Annotated in this window: 17 protein-coding genes and 1 tRNA gene; 15 read left to right on the top strand and 3 right to left on the bottom strand. The window is 42.0% G+C overall.

The genetic code is table 11. The annotated features are described in order from the left end of the window. Nucleotides 1–8: 8 nt before the first annotated feature. The 5 genes from J1C91_RS10455 (at nucleotide 9) to J1C91_RS10435 (ending at nucleotide 6438) form a co-directional block, all read left to right on the top strand. Entirely contained in the window at nucleotides 9–299 is a 291-nt protein-coding gene (locus J1C91_RS10455) for a hypothetical protein (protein WP_002901670.1), read from the top strand. A 215-nt stretch (nucleotides 300–514) separates the two neighbouring features. Then, on the top strand, nucleotides 515–796 hold the full coding sequence (groES, locus tag J1C91_RS10450) for a co-chaperone GroES (protein ID WP_002898579.1): 282 nt from the start codon (nucleotides 515–517) through the stop codon (nucleotides 794–796). Nucleotides 797–819: 23 nt separating this feature from the next. Further along, nucleotides 820–2442 (top strand): chaperonin GroEL, encoded by a 1623-nt coding sequence (gene groL / locus J1C91_RS10445; RefSeq protein WP_002896724.1) that lies wholly within the window; start codon nucleotides 820–822, stop codon nucleotides 2440–2442. Between the two features lie 466 nt (nucleotides 2443–2908). Continuing rightward, on the top strand, nucleotides 2909–4762 hold the full coding sequence (locus J1C91_RS10440) for a Cna B-type domain-containing protein (RefSeq protein ID WP_032912551.1): 1854 nt from the start codon (nucleotides 2909–2911) through the stop codon (nucleotides 4760–4762). A gap of 572 nt (nucleotides 4763–5334) precedes the next feature. Further along, complete coding sequence (locus J1C91_RS10435) at nucleotides 5335–6438, top strand: hypothetical protein (RefSeq protein ID WP_002910804.1); 1104 nt, start codon at nucleotides 5335–5337, stop codon at nucleotides 6436–6438. 91 nt (nucleotides 6439–6529) lie between these two features. Here the strand turns inward: J1C91_RS10435 and J1C91_RS10430 are convergent. Continuing rightward, a tRNA-Lys gene (locus J1C91_RS10430) sits at nucleotides 6530–6602 on the bottom strand. Between the two features lie 265 nt (nucleotides 6603–6867). Next, nucleotides 6868–8136, bottom strand: a complete 1269-nt coding sequence (locus J1C91_RS10425; protein ID WP_002910802.1) for a replication-associated recombination protein A — start codon at nucleotides 8134–8136, stop codon at nucleotides 6868–6870. 87 nt (nucleotides 8137–8223) lie between these two features. On the opposite strand from J1C91_RS10425, the gene J1C91_RS10420 reads away from it, so the two are divergent. The 5 genes from J1C91_RS10420 to J1C91_RS10400 all read left to right on the top strand — a co-directional run bounded on the left by J1C91_RS10420 (nucleotide 8224) and on the right by J1C91_RS10400 (nucleotide 11474). Continuing rightward, the gene (locus J1C91_RS10420) at nucleotides 8224–8694 is read left to right on the top strand and encodes a DUF3013 family protein (RefSeq protein ID WP_002910801.1); all 471 of its coding nucleotides are present in this window, start codon (nucleotides 8224–8226) and stop codon (nucleotides 8692–8694) included. 9 nt (nucleotides 8695–8703) lie between these two features. Beyond that, a complete protein-coding gene (locus J1C91_RS10415; RefSeq protein ID WP_002910800.1) occupies nucleotides 8704–9156 on the top strand; it encodes an NUDIX hydrolase in 453 nt (150 codons plus the stop codon). Then, complete coding sequence (locus tag J1C91_RS10410) at nucleotides 9153–9623, top strand: GNAT family N-acetyltransferase (protein WP_002910799.1); 471 nt, start codon at nucleotides 9153–9155, stop codon at nucleotides 9621–9623. Before J1C91_RS10415 ends, J1C91_RS10410 begins: the two co-directional genes overlap by 4 nt. Nucleotides 9624–9767: 144 nt before the next feature. Then, the gene (prmA, locus tag J1C91_RS10405; RefSeq protein WP_032912652.1) at nucleotides 9768–10721 is read left to right on the top strand and encodes a 50S ribosomal protein L11 methyltransferase; all 954 of its coding nucleotides are present in this window, start codon (nucleotides 9768–9770) and stop codon (nucleotides 10719–10721) included. Beyond that, complete coding sequence (locus J1C91_RS10400; protein WP_002910796.1) at nucleotides 10722–11474, top strand: 16S rRNA (uracil(1498)-N(3))-methyltransferase; 753 nt, start codon at nucleotides 10722–10724, stop codon at nucleotides 11472–11474. A 40-nt stretch (nucleotides 11475–11514) separates the two neighbouring features. Here the strand turns inward: J1C91_RS10400 and J1C91_RS10395 are convergent, their stop codons facing one another. Next, on the bottom strand, nucleotides 11515–13926 hold the full coding sequence (locus J1C91_RS10395) for a bifunctional 2',3'-cyclic-nucleotide 2'-phosphodiesterase/3'-nucleotidase (protein WP_002910795.1): 2412 nt from the start codon (nucleotides 13924–13926) through the stop codon (nucleotides 11515–11517). 251 nt (nucleotides 13927–14177) lie between these two features. Here J1C91_RS10395 and J1C91_RS10390 point away from each other — a divergent pair, with 251 nt between their 5' ends. From J1C91_RS10390 to J1C91_RS10370, 5 genes are all read left to right on the top strand, one after another. Then, a complete protein-coding gene (locus tag J1C91_RS10390; protein ID WP_125438529.1) occupies nucleotides 14178–14837 on the top strand; it encodes a hypothetical protein in 660 nt (219 codons plus the stop codon). 455 nt (nucleotides 14838–15292) lie between these two features. Further along, a complete protein-coding gene (locus tag J1C91_RS10385) occupies nucleotides 15293–15685 on the top strand; it encodes a DUF1310 family protein (RefSeq protein WP_002907405.1) in 393 nt (130 codons plus the stop codon). A gap of 45 nt (nucleotides 15686–15730) precedes the next feature. Further along, nucleotides 15731–16132 (top strand): DUF1310 family protein, encoded by a 402-nt coding sequence (locus J1C91_RS10380; RefSeq protein ID WP_002907404.1) that lies wholly within the window; start codon nucleotides 15731–15733, stop codon nucleotides 16130–16132. A 94-nt stretch (nucleotides 16133–16226) separates the two neighbouring features. Continuing rightward, nucleotides 16227–16619, top strand: coding sequence for a DUF1310 family protein (locus J1C91_RS10375; RefSeq protein WP_125438526.1), 393 nt, complete (start codon nucleotides 16227–16229; stop codon nucleotides 16617–16619). Between the two features lie 129 nt (nucleotides 16620–16748). Next, entirely contained in the window at nucleotides 16749–17597 is an 849-nt protein-coding gene (locus J1C91_RS10370; protein WP_032912550.1) for a hypothetical protein, read from the top strand. Nucleotides 17598–17738: the final 141 nt, after the last annotated feature.

Here is a 17738-nt window from a genome sequence, read left to right as displayed (position 1 = left end):
AGAAGATCATGACAGAACAAGAATTGATTCAAGGCTATGAAACAGAAATTCACTACCAGAAGCATATGATTGAAAATCTAGGACGCTGGTTCAGTCTCTTCTTTGCCATTGCCAGCATCGGTCTTGTTCTGATTTATCTCTTTCATGAGACCAATCTCCTAGCACTGATTGCAGGAATCGTCCTAGCTCTACTAGGAATCTTAGCCATGCTTTTGTTTGGCTATGGGATCTATAGAGGGCGCCTAAATCTGCAAAAAGTGATTGATGATTTTGAAGCAAAACTAAAACTTGCAAGATAGACATTTCTCCCCCTAAAGACAAGTCTGAGATGATTTTAGCTCGGACTTGTTTTTTATTTTTTTGACTTTAGGAGCAAGTAAAGCAAAAAAATAAAATTTTTCTTTCATCTAGCCGGTTTTTTTCTTGACTATTTCTGACCAAGTGATAAAATAATAACTATAGATTAGCACTCGATAGTTTAGAGTGCTAAAAATTCAATCTTTGGAGGAAAACTATGTTAAAACCATTAGGAGACCGTGTGGTCTTGAAAGTAGAAGAAAAAGAGCAGAAAGTTGGCGGATTTGTCATTGCGGGCAACGGCCAAGCAGCGACTAAGACAGCTGAAGTTGTAGCAGTCGGTCAAGGTATTCGTACTTTGAACGGTGAGCTGGTAGCCCTGAGTGTCAAGGAAGGGGATAAGGTTCTCGTAGAAAATCACGCAGGCGTGGAAGTCAAGGACGGAGATGAAGCTTATCTCTTAGTCAGTGAAGCCAATATTCTAGCAGTTGTCGAGTAAGATTAGAAGAGAGGAATAATAAAATGGCAAAAGATATTAAATTTTCAGCAGATGCAAGAAGCAGTATGGTTCGTGGAGTTGACATCTTAGCAAATACTGTCAAGGTGACTTTGGGTCCTAAAGGCCGCAATGTCGTTTTGGAAAAATCCTTTGGCTCACCCCTTATCACCAATGACGGTGTAACCATTGCCAAGGAAATCGAACTGGAAGACCATTTTGAAAATATGGGCGCTAAGCTAGTGTCAGAAGTTGCTTCAAAAACCAATGATATTGCTGGTGACGGAACAACAACAGCAACTGTTTTAACACAGGCCATCGTTCGCGAGGGAATTAAGAATGTTACAGCTGGTGCTAATCCAATCGGTATCCGCCGTGGAATTGAAGCAGCCGTTGCAACAGCTGTTGAAGCCCTGAAATCTAACTCAGTACCAGTTTCCAACAAGGAAGCTATTGCTCAGGTTGCTGCCGTATCTTCCCGCAGCGAGAAAGTCGGCGAGTACATCTCTGAAGCTATGGAAAAAGTTGGAAATGACGGAGTTATTACCATCGAAGAGTCCAAAGGGATGGAAACGGAACTGGATGTAGTTGAGGGAATGCAGTTTGACCGTGGCTACTTGTCTCAATATATGGTAACCGACAATGAAAAAATGGTAGCCGAACTGGACAATCCTTACATCTTGATTACTGACAAGAAAATTTCTAACATTCAAGAGATTCTTCCTTTATTGGAAAATATCTTGAAAACTAATCGTCCGCTCTTGATTGTCGCAGATGATGTAGATGGTGAAGCTCTACCAACGCTGGTTCTTAACAAGATTCGCGGAACCTTTAATGTCGTAGCTGTTAAGGCACCAGGCTTTGGCGATCGTCGTAAGGCTATGTTGGAAGACATCGCTATTTTGACAGGCGGTACAGTGATTACAGATGACCTTGGTCTAGAGCTCAAAGACGCTACGATTGAAGCGCTTGGACAAGCTTCTAAAGTCACTGTTGATAAGGACAGCACTGTGATTGTAGAAGGTTCAGGCAATCCTGAAGCCATTGCTAACCGTGTGGCAGTTATTAAGTCACAGATTGAAAGCAGCACTTCTGAATTTGACCGTGAAAAACTGCAAGAACGTCTGGCTAAATTGTCTGGTGGTGTAGCTGTGATTAAGGTTGGAGCTGCAACCGAAACAGAACTCAAAGAAATGAAACTCCGCATCGAAGATGCCCTTAACGCAACCCGTGCAGCGGTAGAAGAAGGAATTGTATCAGGTGGTGGTACTGCCTATATCAACGTACTGGACGCTGTTGCAGGTCTTGAGTTGGCAGGGGATGAAGCAACTGGCCGCAACATCGTTCTTCGCGCCTTGGAAGAGCCTGTTCGTCAAATCGCTCTGAATGCAGGCTTTGAAGGTTCAATCGTCATTGACCGTCTGAAAAACTCTGAAGTTGGTACAGGCTTTAATGCCGCGACTGGCGAATGGGTTAACATGATTGAGGCTGGAATCATTGACCCAGTTAAGGTGACTCGTTCAGCCTTGCAAAATGCCGCTTCTGTTGCTAGTCTTATCTTGACAACCGAAGCAGTAGTAGCTAATCAACCAGAACCAGCTAGCCCAGCTCCAGCTATGGATCCAGGCATGATGGGCGGTATGATGTAGAAAATAATGAGATTATATATTTCTACAAATTAGATATAATCTTTGTCTTACATTTATCAATTAGAAAACTGAGCAGCTTTGTTCAGTTTTTTTATTGTGACTAGTTATCTAGCAAGCATTAATAATTATGCTTACTTTTAAAAACAAATTTATATATATGAATATTTATGGTCATATAATTCATATTTGTTCATTTATTATGTGACAAAATATTACATTTTTGTTTCAAGAAAATACAAGAAGATGACGGAGGAAACGGTTTTCAATTCTTTTATGACAAGGTTTTTGGAGAAATAAACTGGTTTACACATTGTCGACAAAAACTGAACTGGTAAAGGTAAATAGTTGACTTATAGTCAATCGTATGCTAGTCTAATATATGTAGTATATTGGAAATGTAAAGGAATTTTAATATTTTTACATGTTCGATAAAAAGGAAAAAAGGAAAAAAACGGAGGGATTATTTATGAAAAGAATATCTCATACTATTGCGCGCTTTTTCTCAGTAGTCTTTGTGCTCCTCTTTAGCCTGTTTTCTAGCAGTCAATCTGCCAGAGCTAACACGGTAGACGATGTTATCACGTCAGTAAATGTTTACAATCAAAAGGGTGAAGAACTGACTGACGGCCTTTCCCCTTGGGAAAAATTCCAAATTGACGCAAACTTTGCCTTTAATTATGGCAAGGTTCAGCCAGGAGATACTACGACCATTGGACTTCCTGCTGAATTTGCCTTGGAGGGGGCTGATTTTGAGGTCAAAGATGATGACGGCAATCTCGTAGCGACAGCTGTTGTTGATGCAAGCTCTAAGCAGCTTACACTGACCTATACAGACTATGTCCTGACTCGCTCTCATATTGAAGGGAAAGTTCATCTCTTAGCTCGGGTTGATCATACAGTAGCCAGAGATAAAGGCTCTATTCCTCTGAAACTTATCGTTGGCAAGAAGATTGTTGAATATGGAAAAATTGACTACAAAGGTCTTCCTGGCCAAGCAACTCCTTATACTTTCATAAAATACGGCTGGAATAATGCGGATAATATCAAGAGCATTACTTACAGTCTGAATATCAACCAACAAAATCAAGAATTGGATAATGTTGTTATTTCAGATACTCTGGGCTTTAATACTGGAGAAATTGATCTCAATAGCTTCCAAATTCTTAAAGGCTCATGGATTGTTGACCCAGCTGATAACTCTTACCGACTAAGTCAGCAACGCGAGGATGTGACAGCAAATTATACGATTAATCTTGCTGCTGACAAGCGTTCCTTTACCATTAACATGGGGCATATCGGTGCCAATGAAGGCTTCTATGTTCGCTATCGTGTCAACTTCCCTACAGTTCCGGCTGATGGAACACTCTTCCCGAACGAAGCAATCATGCGAGCAGATAATATTGAAGAGCAAAAATCTTCGGTTGCTGTCCGCTACCAACGTGCAAACGGCTATGCACATGGAGATGTCTATGGTGTGCAGGTGACTAAAAAAGACGAAGCTGGTAAAGCCCTAGCAGGTGCTGAATTCACATTATACGATGAAGATGGTGTGACAATTGTTCAAAAAGCAACCAGTGATGCTAATGGGATTGCTTCTTTCAGCAACTTGATTAAGGAGCATTATCTGATTAAGGAAACCAAGGCACCAGAAGGTTACCAACTGTCAGATGAAGAGATTCAGGTCAATGCCGCTCAGCTCAAGAATTATGGTTCTGGTATTATTTACAAAGACTTTACCAACCGTAAGGCATTGATTACCGCTTCAGGTACCAAGACTTGGAATGATGACAATGATAAAGATGGCAAACGTCCAGACAAGATTACCGTTCGTCTCTATGCAAATGGCGCCGAAGTCGCTCATAAAGAAGTTGGTCCGAATGATAAGGGTGAGTGGAAGTATGAGTTCACTGACTTGCCAGCGACTGGTGAAGATGGAAAAGATATTGTCTACTCAGTTACTGAAGACCGTGTTTATGGTTATACAGCTACTGTTGATGGTATGAACATTACCAATACACCAGTTCCAGGAGTTCCGCAGCCGCCGAAACCTAGCTCGGACAATAGCTCTAAGAGCAGCAGTAGTAGTTCCAGCTCTAGCTCAAGTAGCAGTAGCACGACTTCTAGCTCAAGCAGCACTACAGGAAGCACTGTTGTGATCATCGAATCAGATAATGGTACTGGCGGAGGAAATGCCTCTAATGTTGGAACCAAGAAAGTTCTCCCTAAAGCGGGTGAGAATGCTAGCTGGATCATGATTGCTGCTGGAGTAGCTCTAGTAGGCTTGGTAGGCTTCATTGTCTTCCGTGCGAAGAAGAAATAAATTTCATCTCTGTTCCCTTAAGGGACAGAGATTTTTTACTCCAAACCCGGATTAGCAGTAGCCGTTTTTTAGAAAGCAAAAAAGTGCTTTTTTTACAATCAGTCACTATCTTGTATCCTTTTGTTAATCAAGACTGTGATGTTCCGTAATATAGTTGTTTTAAAATAAAAAGCAACTAAGATGTTTCCTAGAACAAATTAGTTGCTCAGAACTACGGGGAAGGCCGCTTTGATGTGCAAGCGTGAAGTACATCAAAACTTGATATATATAATCTTTCTTAATTCCTAAACCAAAAAAATTATAAGACATCCTTAGGAATATGCTCGGTGTGTGATCATCTTTATCAGGTTTTCGTCAAACTTATTTTGTTTTAGTCTTCTCTCGTAGTTTTTTCTATGTGATGCCCCTCCTTTCTTTTTATCTAAAGGAAGGGGATTTTTTGTGGAAATTTTCTAGAGGATTATATGTATGCGTTTTCAATTATCTTCTTTTCTGTTATACTTGTACTAGAAATCTGAGGAAAAGATTCACTCAATTTGAGGAACCAACATTTGGAATAAGGAGATATAAAAATGTCAGAGGAACTATTGAAAGAGACAGTTGTTGAACTGAGTATTGCGGATAATTGGGAAGAGGCAAAAATGGAGTGGACAAAAGCAGAACTTGTAAAAATTGATGCTGATAGAAAACAAAGTTGTTTATGTGGTCATAAAAGCCTCAAGAAAGTATTTGCTATTACTAGGAATGATGGCTCTGGTATAGAGCTTTCTCCAATCGGTTCTTCCTGTATTGAGAAGTTTGAAAATGAAGAACTAACTAAAAGTATAAAGAGAGCAGAAAAAACTTATAAATTAAAAAAGAATCTAAAGTTTGAAGATCTTCGTGAAGTGATGGATGAAGAGATGCTGGAAGATTTTTATAGTAAGGGTTATTTTAAAGAGGATAAAGAAAATGAGTTTAATCCATGGAACGATTATATTCTTTTTAAAATGGCTTTAAGCAGAAAAAATGAGGAACGTCAGTTGGCGTATAATAAGATTGAGCGTATCATTTATGTCATAAATGATTATCTTCATCCAGAACTCAATGAAATATTTGATATTGAAAGCTACAAAGAAAAATTGAAACAGTGGAGAGAGGAGGCGAAGCAAGAGGAGCAGGAGGCTGAGAAGAGGAATAGAATTGCTAAACAAAAAGAAGAGGATAGGCTTGCTCGGTTGCGGGAACAAGAGGAAATTGAACGGAAAAATAAGTTAGAAGAGGAAAGGAAATTAGAGGAGGAGCGGCTCCAAAGAGAAGAGGAAATGAAGCTGCTAAAACGGAAGAACCTTTATGAGAGCTATGAAGAATTAAAAAAATGGCTACAACAACAAGGAAACAATATAAGAAGCGAATATGAAGAAAAGCTGAGTAATTTAACAGATCTTGCTGAAAAAGTAAAGGTATTAAAGGATCTAAAACAATCAGAATTGAAGCAATCCCAAGAAGAAGCAAAGAAAGATGAAGAGCTGGTATTAGAGGCATTAGAAATGAGGGAAAAGGTAAAGGCTCTATATTCAGTCACTCCTAGAGCTAGGAAATGCTTGGAATACCTAGATGCTAATGTACATACAAATAAAGGACACTTGAACTATATGACAAGATTTTTAAAAGAGATAGAGGAAGGGAAGCTGTGATATACGTTTTAAAATTGAGAAAGATTCGAATAACCAATAAAAGTACAAACAAAAAAGCCCTGAAACCAAGGCTTTTTCTTATCTATTTCTATGCCCCCTGCAGGGATCGAACCTGCGACCCACGGATTAAGAGTCCGCTGCTCTGCCAGCTGAGCTAAGGAGGCAATAGAAAAAGCTGTATTGGTGCCGGACCTTCACGATTTGTATTGAACCCGCGCAATTAAGCAGGTGGGCAACTCGCTCTAACTGAAGCTGCTTCCGCGTGACACGGCTTGCATGCTGTTAGAAGTCTTTTGTTTCCCTAATAATACAAAAAATAGTCGGTCAACACTTAAGTGTGAAGTCGTACACCACAGCGTTTCTATAATTATAATACCATAAATTTTGAAAAATTCAAGAGAAAAATGTGATTTTTTGCAAACGATGTCATCATTTTTTTAAGTCGTCAATCTTATCCTTGGTCATTCCAAGGGCCCGCTCGTATTTGCCATTCTCAGTATAAGTGAAATAATTGGCGTCTTTTATCTTGTCGGGCAGATAGTCCTGCTTGACCCAATTGCCAGGATAGGAGTGAGGGTAGAGATAGTCCTGTGCGTTGCCCAATTCCTTGCTGCCGGCATAGTGTCCGTCGCGTAAGTGGCGGGGAATGGGGAGGTTTCCATTCTTTCGTAAGTCAGCTAAGGCCTTGTCCATGGCTAGGTAGGCTGAGTTGGACTTGGGCGATAGAGCCAGATCAATAACAATATTGGCAATAAGGATGCGAGCTTCAGGAAAGCCGATCCGCTGAGCTGCTTCTAGAGCTGTGACGGTATGGACTTGAGCGTTAGGATTTGCCAGACCAATATCTTCGTAAGCGATAACGGTCAAGCGTCGAGCTAGGCTAGGCAGGTCTCCTGCCTCAACGAGGCGGGCTGCGTAGTGGAGACTGGCATTGACATCGGAGCCGCGGATGGACTTCTGCAGGGCAGAGAGAACATCGTAATGGCCGTCTCCATCCTTATCCATGGTGATATAGCTCTTTTGCAGGCTGTTTTCCATCACATCGAGCGTGATGTGGCGAATACCCTTGCCATTTTCTGGGGTAGAGAGTACGGCTAGGTCCAGTGAATTATAAGCGGAGCGCAAGTCTCCGTTAGTAGAGATGGCAATAAAATCCAGAGCTTCATCATCTAGTTCCACTGGGAAATCAAATCCTCGTTCCTTATCCGTCAAGGCTAGCTGAATGGCCGTTCGGATGTCGTCATTGCTGAGGGGCTCTAGCTCAAATATCTGAACCCGGCTTCGGATAGCAGGGGTGACAGAAAAGAAAGGATTTTCTGTCGTCGCTCCAATCATGATGACTAGACCGCTTTCTAATAGCGGTAGCAGGAAGTCTTGCTTGGTCTTGTCCAAGCGGTGAATTTCATCTAGCAGGAGCACCAGTCCGCCGGAAAACTTAGCCTCCTCAGCGATTTCTTGCAGGCGCTTCTTGCTATCTACGGTGGCGTTAAAGGTCCGAAAGGCGAACTTGGTTGTGCCGGCAATAGCCGAGGCGATGGAGGTCTTGCCGATGCCGGGTGGCCCATACAGAATCATCGAGGACAGGCGGTTGGCTTCAACCATGCGGCGGATGATTTTTCCAGGTCCGACCAGATGTTGCTGGCCGATAATCTGATCAATGTCAGTAGGCCGCATGCGCAGGGCTAGGTTTTCTGGCATAAGATTTCCTTTCTGCAAGTGTTTTTCTTGGCTTTTTGTGTTACTATTGTAGATAGTAATATTTTATCACAATGAAAAGAGGAAATCATGGCTAAGTACGGTTTTTTGGAGATATTGGACGAGGAAATGGGAAAGAGCTTTCCTTTTGACTATGAGATAAACTGGGACAAGAAGAATCACGCAGTCGAGGTCGCCTTTCTCCTTGAGGTGCAAAATCCAGGCGGGATTGAGACGGTTGATGCTGAGGGCAATGCCTCGGCTGAGGATATTTACTTTGAGGAAGCCGTGCTTTTCTATAATCCGGTCAAGTCTCGTTTTGAGGCCGAGGACTATCTGGCTGCCCTGCCCTATGAGCCGAAGAAAGGGCTGTCACGGGAGTTTCTAGCTTATTTCGTGGATTTCCTAACCCAAACAGCTGAGTCTGGCCTCGATGCGCTCATGGACTTCTTAGCAGATCCAGAGGCAGCAGAGTTTGAGATGGCTTGGAATGCTGAGGCTTTTGAAAATGGCAGAGCTGACTTGACTGAGACAGACTTTTATCCTTATCCGAGGTACTAGGAGGCGCTTATGGAAAATGCAGAAGGACTAGATTTGCTGTACAAACAGATGGAATTTTCAGGCTGCAAGATCGCCTTGATCTGTGATGATAAGCTACTGACTATCTTGCGAGACGATATTTCAACCATTCCTTGGCCCGATATGTGGGAGTTGCCGGGCGGTGGCCGCGAGGGTGAGGAGACGCCTTTTGAATGCGTCCAACGAGAGGTTTTTGAAGAGCTTGGTTTGAAGCTTGAAGAAGCTGCCATTGTCTGGGCTAAGGAATATCAAGGAATGCTTGATCCTGACAAAACTTCTATTTTTATGGTGGGAACCATCACTCAGGAAGATTTTGCCAGTATTGCCTTTGGCGATGAGGGGCAGGCTTATCAAATGATGGATGTGAGCCAGTTTTTATCTGATGACAAGGTTATTCCGCAGCTGCAGAGCAGGTTGAGCGATTATTTGGAGGTGCGATCATGATTTATATTGAGCGGGCAGGAGCTGAGGATTTAGAGACCATTATTGCTATTCAGCGAGCGAGTTTTAAGGCCGTTTATGAGAAATATCAGGATCAATACGACCCCTATCTGGAGGAGCGTGAGCGGATTCGCTGGAAACTGGTTGAGCGGCCCAATAGTTTTTATTATTTTGTCAAAGACGGCGAGAAGATTCTGGGCTTTATTCGATTGAATACAAATGACGAACAGACAGCAGGCTGGATTGGAACAGTAGCGATTTTGCCACAGTATCAGAACAAAGGATATGGTTCTGAGGGGCTCGGTCTGATTGAGGAGGCATTCTCCACCATTACGCAATGGGATTTGTGTACGGTTTTCCAAGATAAAGGCATGGTCGCTTTTTATGAGAAAAACGGCTATCATCAGACCCATATTGAGCCCGAAAAAGAAGGCATGGATATGGTTTACATGACGAAGACAATGAAATAAACAAAGAAAGGATTGTTCAGTTAAATTTCTAAACTGAACCCGCCCTAAACACTGTGTCAAAAAAGATAAAGTTCTCTTATACGCAAGCGTCGTCAGAGAATTTCCTATTTTGGCTTTGTGTTTTACGGGCTTGGTATTTTAATGATGGATACTTGGCAGGAATTAACGATTGAAGTGAAGTGTGAGGCGGAGGAGGCGGCCTCGAATATTCTGATTGAACTGGGCAGTCAGGGTGTGGCTATCGATGACAGCGCAGATTATCTGGGGCAGGTTGACCACTATGGTGAGCTTTTTCCAGAAGTTGAGCAGAGCGAGCGAATCAAGATTACTGGCTACTATCCGGATTCTGTGGATATAGAGGCTGTTGCGGCCCAGGCCAATGAGCGACTGGCTGAGCTGGATGGTTTCGGATTGGAGACGGGAGATATTCAGCTGACTCGGCAGGAACTGGCTGAGGAAGACTGGGCGGATAACTGGAAGAAGTACTTTGAGCCGGCTCGGATCACCCATGACTTGACTATTGTGCCGTCCTGGACGGACTATGAGGGAACAGCTGGTGAGAAGATTATCAAGCTGGACCCCGGTATGGCCTTTGGTACAGGCACTCATCCGACGACCAAGATGAGCCTCTTTGCGCTGGAGCAGGTCTTGCGAGGCGGAGAAACGGTGTTGGATGTGGGTACAGGCAGCGGAGTTCTCTCTATTGCTAGCTCACTCTTGGGGGCCAAGGACATCTACGCCTATGATTTAGATGAGGTAGCAGTGCGCGTGGCGCAGGAAAATATCGAGCTCAATCCAGGTATGGAGAACATCCATGTGGCACCGGGTGATCTTCTCCGAGGCGTAGAAATCGAGGCGGATGTCATTGTTGCCAACATCTTGGCCGATATTCTCATCCATCTGACAGAGGATGCCTACCATCTGGTCAAGGATGAGGGTTATCTGATTATGAGTGGGATTATTTCTGAGAAGTGGGAAATGGTGCGCGAGTCAGCAGAAACGGCAGGATTTTTCTTGGAAACGCATATGATTCAGGGCGAATGGAATGCCTGTGTCTTTAAGAAAACGCAGGACATTTCAGGCGTGATAGGTGGTTAGATGCAGCAGTATTTTATAAAAGGAAATCCTCAGTCCCCTCTGGTGGTTACGGATAAGGACACGGCCAAACATATGTTTTCAGTCATGCGGCTCAAAGAGGGCGACCAAGTCACACTGGTCTTTGATGATGGCGTGAAACGACTGGCTCGGGTGCTAGACCCCAGTCAGCAGAGTTTGGAAATCTTGGAAGAGCTAGCAGACAATACCGAGCTGCCGGTTCAAGTGATCATTGCTTCAGGTTTTCCCAAGGGGGATAAGTTAGAGTTTATCACCCAGAAGGTAACGGAGCTAGGAGCCAGTGCTATCTGGGCTTTCCCAGCGGACTGGTCGGTGGCCAAGTGGGATGGCAAAAAGCTAGCTAAAAAGAGTGAAAAGCTAGAGAAAATTGCTCAGGGAGCAGCAGAGCAGAGCAAGCGCAATCTGATTCCTGAGATTCGGTTCTTTGATAAAAAGGCAGACTTTCTGGCAGCCTTGACAGACTTTGACCGCATCATCGTGGCCTATGAAGAATCGGCCAAAGAAGGAGAATCTACAGTTCTAGTCCGAGCTCTGTCGGGCTTGGCAGCCGGCGCAAAAGTGCTCTTTATCTTCGGACCGGAGGGCGGTCTCTCGCCAGATGAAATAGCAGCCTTTCGCCAAGCAGGGGCTGTGTCAGCTGGTCTAGGTCCACGTATCCTGCGAGCTGAAACCGCTCCGCTTTATGCCTTGACCGCAGTCAGTGTTTTGTTGGAATTGAGCAAGGACAGTCTTTAAAAAGTAAAATCAGCAGCCAAAATAGCTGCTGATTTTTTAATTATTGTCTTTCTCGTTTTTTGAAGGCGAAGATTCCTGCAAGTCCAGTCATGACAAGTCCCAAGAGTCCGAGAGAGGACGTCTTTTCTCCAGTCGCTGGGAGCCTTTCTGCTCCTGCCTGTCTGTGGGACGCTTGCTTGTTCGTGCTAGGGTCAACAGCAGTCAAGACAGGGAAGTCTACTTTGCTATGCTGCAGGTTGGTTGCTTCGACTGCGATAGTCGGAGAGCTTGGTTGCTCAATAGGAACCGCTTCAGTTTTCGGTGCGACGTAGACGAATTTGTATTCGCCGAATCCTTCTTGGGCTGATGCCGCTAGATAGACGATATCTCCGTCAGTACCAATCAAGTTCTTGGCCTTATCAGCTGTCAGGAAGCGCAGGTCCAGTCCCTTGATGGTATCAGCGAAATGCCAGTTCTGATCTGCACTTGGATTGATATTTTTGACAGCCAAGATATAGTTGATGATAGCTTGGCGGTTTTCCAGATTGAGGAGACGATTGAGGCTGGCTTCTCGAACACCAGGGAAGTTGCCGTTAGACCGGTAGTTGTTGGTCACGACGATAAATTCCTGATTGGGGTCAATCTCTTTGCCTTGGTATTTTAGATTACGGACCCGGCTGGCATTTGGGTTGGCCAGTTTGCCTTCGCGGTCGTATTTGTTCGGCTGGGTAATGTCAAACTCATAGGTAACACCGTCGATAACATCAAAGTTATAAGTCCGGTAGTCAGTATTGACCAGATTTTGCGGTTGGCTATTGTTAGGGTCAATGGTATTGAACTGGCCAGCTGACATTTCCAACCATTCTTTGAGCTGGGCACCGTTGACTTTGAGGATAGCAGTCACATTATCATAGAGATAGAGGTCTGCTACGTTCTTGATGGCAATAGGACCAGCTGGAATGTCTGTGTAGGCCGTTGCATCTCCGCGAGTTCCTGCCTTGAAAGGAGCTGCTGCAGACAGGATAGGAAGATTGGCTTCAGGCGTGCCAGCAAGCTCTTGCTTAGCATACCAAAGCTGAGCATTGTTGACGATTTGCACGGATGGATCGTCTTTGACCAGAGCGAAGTAACTAGTGATTGGTGCAGTCGTGGTGCCGACTTGCTGGCGGACATAGTTGATAGTTCCTTGGTGGGATTCTTTAGCAATATCAACGACGCGCTGATCTGCTACATTAGACTTGGTATCTACCTTGCGGATAGAGCCTTTGCTGTCAGTGACTTTCCATTTGCCGTCGGTATAGTTCAGCTTGAGGTCAATGACGCCCAGATGGTCGCCGTATTTTCCAGCCATGGTTACTGGAGTGCCGTTGATTTTACCGTTGACACCGTCTACGCCAGGGTATTTTTCGTAGAATCCAGTTCCATTTCCGCTTGGAAATTCTGCGTGAGAGTGGCCCGTTACAACAGCATCCACACCTGGCAGGCTGGCGATTTGATAGCCTTCATTTTCCTCGCCTTTTTCATACTTGTCATCTCCGATACCGGAGTGAGAAAGCACCAAAGTGATGTCTGCACCAGCCTTGCGCATCTCAGGAATGATGTCTCGAATGGCCTCAACAGAATCGCGAACGACCACTTTTCCTTCTAGGTTTGCCTTATCCCAGTTGAGAATCTGCGGCGGTACAATCCCAGTCACACCAATCTTGACGGTCGTCAAGCGTCCCTGAGTATCCGTAAAGGTCTTTTCGATGATTTTGTAAGGCTGATAGATGAATTTGCCAGTCGCTGGATCCAGCACATTGGCATTGACAATAGGCAAGCCAGCTGTCTCAATCACGCGGTTCAGATAGTCCAGGCCGTAGTTGAACTCATGATTGCCTAGCGTACCAGCTTCAAAGCCCAGAGCCTGTAGAGCAGCATACATAGGGTGCTGCTCGCCCTTCTCCACAGGATTCACAATGGCCTTGTAGGTTCCAAGCGGCGTTCCTTGGATGGTATCGCCATTGTCAACTAAGAGGACGTTCGGATTTTCTTTCTTGGCCTTCTCGATTAGCACGGCTGTTTTAGCCAGTCCTAAGGTCTCCACCGGCTTGTCCTGATAGTAGTCGTAGTTGACCAAGTTGGTATGGAGGTCGGTCGTTGCCAAGATACGAACATCGACAGTCTGTCCCTCCACGGGTTTAGTATCCTCAGTAGCCGCGACATTGCGAGCCATAGCCATCAGAGCATCAGCGTTTCCGCTGGCATTTTCTGGGGAAATAGCAGAGCTAGGATCCGTGCTCTCTGTTGTCGCAGTAGCTTCAGTAGGATTTGCAGCAGTCGTTGGTTTTGCTTCCGCTGCGCTGCTTTCTACTGGGGCAGGATTAGCAGTGACTGCTGGAGCATTCTCATCAGCCTGAACAGCATTTACAGCTGCCGCAAGAGCCGCTGCACTCAAAAGCACAACCGTTTTTTGAAGGGATGATTTAGACATAATATCTCCTTTGTTAAAATGAATTTCAGACTTATATTATACTATATTAAAGCGCTCTCATCAAGAAGGAATTTCCAGTTTAGAGCTTTCATTCTTTCTAATATTGGTTTGAAAATACTGAATGAAGACATTAGCAGATAAGCGAATGATTAGATGGAGGTAGAATAAAATAGAACTTTAAAAAATTATGGTACACTATACAGTGACTGAAATAAGTTACTTTGTTAAGCATAATAATCAAGGAGAATATCATGAAAAAGCGGATTTTTCTCAAAATATTACTTTTAGGGGGAGTCATGATAGGATTAATAGGATGTGGAGAAAAGAGGGGCAGCCGAGATTGGATTGAGAATAAGGTAGCGGAAGTGAGTCGCGTCTATCCAACTGAAAATCTATTTGATTTGTTTAAGCAATTTCCGGATGGGTTTAAAGTAGAGCAAGTGTATATCAAACGTGGGACTTATCTTATCGAAATGTCTTTACAAGGGGATAGTAGCAATCACACAATTTCTGGAGTGTTAACCAAGACACGGGCTTCTGATGATATTACTGAAAAGCCAGAAGAAACAATAAGGGTGGATTATATAGATGGGAAATTTATCTTTTCTGATAAGGAGAAAGCGAAAGAATTATGGCCTTTTGATGGATTCTTATTTCAAAAGTTAACGATTAATCAGTCTTTTCTATCTTCTTTATCTATGAAATCCCAAAGTTATAATGGCAACAACGGGGCCTTCGATATTGATTATTCGGTTCAAAATCAAACTATCAATCATTATTTTCACAAAAATGAAAGAGAGCAGGTAATTTTAGGTTTTGGAAGCTCAAACCGAAACGACAATTATTACTATTATTCAGTAACTGTCAACTACGACAATGTTTATTCATTTAGAGAAACTGTGTCAAATTAAGAGGAGATAAAAAATTGTTAACAGTGACATTCTTACGTTAGATGCTTCAAATTTAGCATGTTATCTATTTTGATAAAATCATTGTTAGGAACAACTGTCTCACTGCCTTGTATCCGCTTTCGTATTTTGGTATAATGGTGATGAACTCACTTAGGTAAGTCGGAAAGGAAAATAAAACGGAAAAAATCAGACTGCCTAAGCTGAGAAGCGTATCTGCATTCTTTGCCTGATAAGGAGAGGAGGTTCGCCATGACTATGTCTGCCTTATTTGAGTTGTTTGTTGCCCTTTTAGGTGTGGCATCTACTTGCTACCTTGTCTACGCTTATTGTCAATTTATCAAGGAAGAAGTTCATCACTTTCTTCACCACAACCCGCCCGTTTAAGGCGGGTTTTTGCTTTTGGTAAAATGGTTTATACTATATAATGAAACTGATAGAGATTGAGGAGTGTTTATATGTCTAAGAGAAGAAATAGGATTATGGGACTTATTGGCATAAGTGTACTGATATTGCTGGGAGTAGGCCTATACCTAGCTCATAAAACTCATGAATTTCAGAATGAGATGACAAGAATTGTCCACAGTAAGAAAGTGAAGAATCTAATAGAAAAGAAATTTAAAAAATTAGATTCTCATGCTTTAACGGATAAGGGGAAAATTCAATCCTATAAAATTGATGATAGAAGCATTCGTCATAATCCAATGGGAGGAATTATGTTTGATATTATCATTAATGATGACCCTGATATTGTTGGGTCAACAGGCCTTAGAAAATATGGAGAGAATGAGGACATACGAACTGTTGGTATGGATAGGTCAAAAGGTCTTCAGAAGTTGCTAGGGGAGTAATGGCCAAAGAGTCATAAGGAGATTTCTTTTTTTAGAGGTGAATACATGAAGAAAAAACATAAAATTATCTTATCGGTTATCAGCTTGTTTGTGGCTGTTTGCATTGGAGTAGGTCTCTACCTAGCTCATAAAAATCAAGAATTTCAAAATGAAATGTTCAGGATTGTTCACAGTGAGGAAGTGAGGGAGTTGATTGAAGAAGATTTAAAAAGAAAAGATCCTAATGCGTTAACAGACAAAGGGAAGATTCGCTCTTATAAAATTGATGATAGCTCCATTAAGCATAATCCGATGGGAGGAATTATGTTTCATATTATCATTAATGATAGTATAAGTATGGTTGGGAAGACTGGTCTTCGGATGGATGGTGAGAATGGGAAAATTCGTACGGATGGTATGACTGAATCAGCTGGTTTGCGGGCGTTGTTGGAAAGTGACGACAAGTGATTCAGTATTCTAGTTGTAGCGAAAACCTCTTGCTCTAATTGGAATTGCAAAACCTATACCACATACTAAATTATAATAGTCGTAGGAGTGTCTCATGAAGCAAAAACATAAAATTATCTTATCAGTTGTCAGTTTATTTTTAGCTCTTTGTCTGGGAGGAGGAATATACTTGACTCACAAAAATCAAGAATTCCATAATGAGATGACAAGGATTGTTCACAGTGAGGAAGTGAAGAATTTAATAGAAAAGAAATTAAAAAAATTAGACCCTCATGCTTTAACGGATAAGGGGAAGATTCGCTCTTATAAAATAGATGATAGCTCCATTAAACATAATCCGATGGGAGGAATTATGTTTAATATTATCATTAATGATAGTATGAGCATGGTTGGGAAAATGGGAATTCAAAAAGATGGCGGAAGTGAGCAACTAAGCTCAGTAGGTATGGATGAATCAGTAGGTTTGCAAGCTTTGGTAGGGGAATGATTCATAAATAGTTAAATGCTTAATTGGCTGAAACACGAGTTCACACTAAATATTAACTTTGACCATGAGAATGCTCTTCACCTCAAAAAGTAAATTTGAGATGATTTTATTAAAAGGAGACTTACAATTTTGAAACAAACGATTTTTAATGCTTCACTAGAAGAAAGTATGAACCTAGTAACGGACAAGTATATTAAAACTTCACTAGAGGATTTTAATGAAAAAGGTTATGGGAAAAAGATTTTGGGATTTTTTACAATGCAATTTTTTCTATTTTTATTCTTTCTTCTAAGTATTTCTCTTGGTTCTAAAAAATTGCAGTTTTTCTCATTGAATATAGGCTTAATAAACGGTATTGTATTTTGTTTAGGATTTATCATTCTTTTTTCCTACTTAAATGATGTGAGGAAAATAAAGAATCAGTCAGTTCTATCTTACTACTATTTCAATAAGTGGATGTATCTTATGATTACAATCCTCTATACGCAATTTTTAGTAATAGGAATATCAGGTGCAGGAATGATATTAGGTGGAATTTTATCTAGTGTGTTGTATACTTCCTTTTTCATCATCTTTTTTATTGGATTATTTCAAAGCTTCCAGAGAAACACACTTGAAATTTTGTATAAACAGCGAATTTATTCAAATCCAACGGCTGATTTCATCAATCGCTTTGTTTCATTTGCTAAAAAGTACGGCGGGCTCATTATGTTAATATCAATTATTTTACGTATTGTTTTTCCAAATTCTGATAGTATTCAACAAGATGAAATTATTAATTCAATTGGGAAGGCCATTATTCCAATATTTTTTCTTCCCTTTATTTATTTTGGGTATGCTTTAGCAGTTGACAATTTCCAAGGTTACTATCTTCAAAAATACTTAGAAGATTACCGACAACTATCAGGATACTCTGTTGAAGAATGGTATGGAAAAGATTCTCAGAGATATAAGAAATCACTGAATCAGAAAGATTAGTCTCTTCGTTTTTTAACAGAAAGCTATCGTTGGATAATTTTAGATTTCACCTCACCCCGCCCGTTTAAGGCGGGTTTTTATATGAACCGTCTTCTAGGTTTTCATATCGGGCTAAAAGTGATAAAATAGTAGGCAGGAATT

Origin of the sequence: Streptococcus sanguinis (assembly GCF_050222175.1) — a bacterium.
In the GTDB taxonomy this organism is placed as follows: Bacteria; Bacillota; Bacilli; order Lactobacillales; family Streptococcaceae; genus Streptococcus; species Streptococcus sanguinis_M.
The sequence above is the reverse complement of the archived record's forward strand: the minus strand, read 5'-3'. Positions and strand labels throughout refer to the sequence as shown.

Bases quoted from the DNA above. Each gene is read 5' to 3' on its own strand.
- J1C91_RS10455 (WP_002901670.1), top strand. From the start codon at position 9: ATGACAGAACAAGAATTGATTCAAGGCTATGAAACAGAAATTCACTAC.
- groES (WP_002898579.1), top strand. From the start codon at position 515: ATGTTAAAACCATTAGGAGACCGTGTGGTCTTGAAAGTAGAAGAAAAA.
- groL (WP_002896724.1), top strand. From the start codon at position 820: ATGGCAAAAGATATTAAATTTTCAGCAGATGCAAGAAGCAGTATGGTT.
- J1C91_RS10440 (WP_032912551.1), top strand. From the start codon at position 2,909: ATGAAAAGAATATCTCATACTATTGCGCGCTTTTTCTCAGTAGTCTTT.
- J1C91_RS10435 (WP_002910804.1), top strand. From the start codon at position 5,335: ATGTCAGAGGAACTATTGAAAGAGACAGTTGTTGAACTGAGTATTGCG.
- J1C91_RS10425 (WP_002910802.1), bottom strand. From the start codon at position 8,136: ATGCCAGAAAACCTAGCCCTGCGCATGCGGCCTACTGACATTGATCAG.
- J1C91_RS10420 (WP_002910801.1), top strand. From the start codon at position 8,224: ATGGCTAAGTACGGTTTTTTGGAGATATTGGACGAGGAAATGGGAAAG.
- J1C91_RS10415 (WP_002910800.1), top strand. From the start codon at position 8,704: ATGGAAAATGCAGAAGGACTAGATTTGCTGTACAAACAGATGGAATTT.
- J1C91_RS10410 (WP_002910799.1), top strand. From the start codon at position 9,153: ATGATTTATATTGAGCGGGCAGGAGCTGAGGATTTAGAGACCATTATT.
- prmA (WP_032912652.1), top strand. From the start codon at position 9,768: ATGGATACTTGGCAGGAATTAACGATTGAAGTGAAGTGTGAGGCGGAG.
- J1C91_RS10400 (WP_002910796.1), top strand. From the start codon at position 10,722: ATGCAGCAGTATTTTATAAAAGGAAATCCTCAGTCCCCTCTGGTGGTT.
- J1C91_RS10395 (WP_002910795.1), bottom strand. From the start codon at position 13,926: ATGTCTAAATCATCCCTTCAAAAAACGGTTGTGCTTTTGAGTGCAGCG.
- J1C91_RS10390 (WP_125438529.1), top strand. From the start codon at position 14,178: ATGAAAAAGCGGATTTTTCTCAAAATATTACTTTTAGGGGGAGTCATG.
- J1C91_RS10385 (WP_002907405.1), top strand. From the start codon at position 15,293: ATGTCTAAGAGAAGAAATAGGATTATGGGACTTATTGGCATAAGTGTA.
- J1C91_RS10380 (WP_002907404.1), top strand. From the start codon at position 15,731: ATGAAGAAAAAACATAAAATTATCTTATCGGTTATCAGCTTGTTTGTG.
- J1C91_RS10375 (WP_125438526.1), top strand. From the start codon at position 16,227: ATGAAGCAAAAACATAAAATTATCTTATCAGTTGTCAGTTTATTTTTA.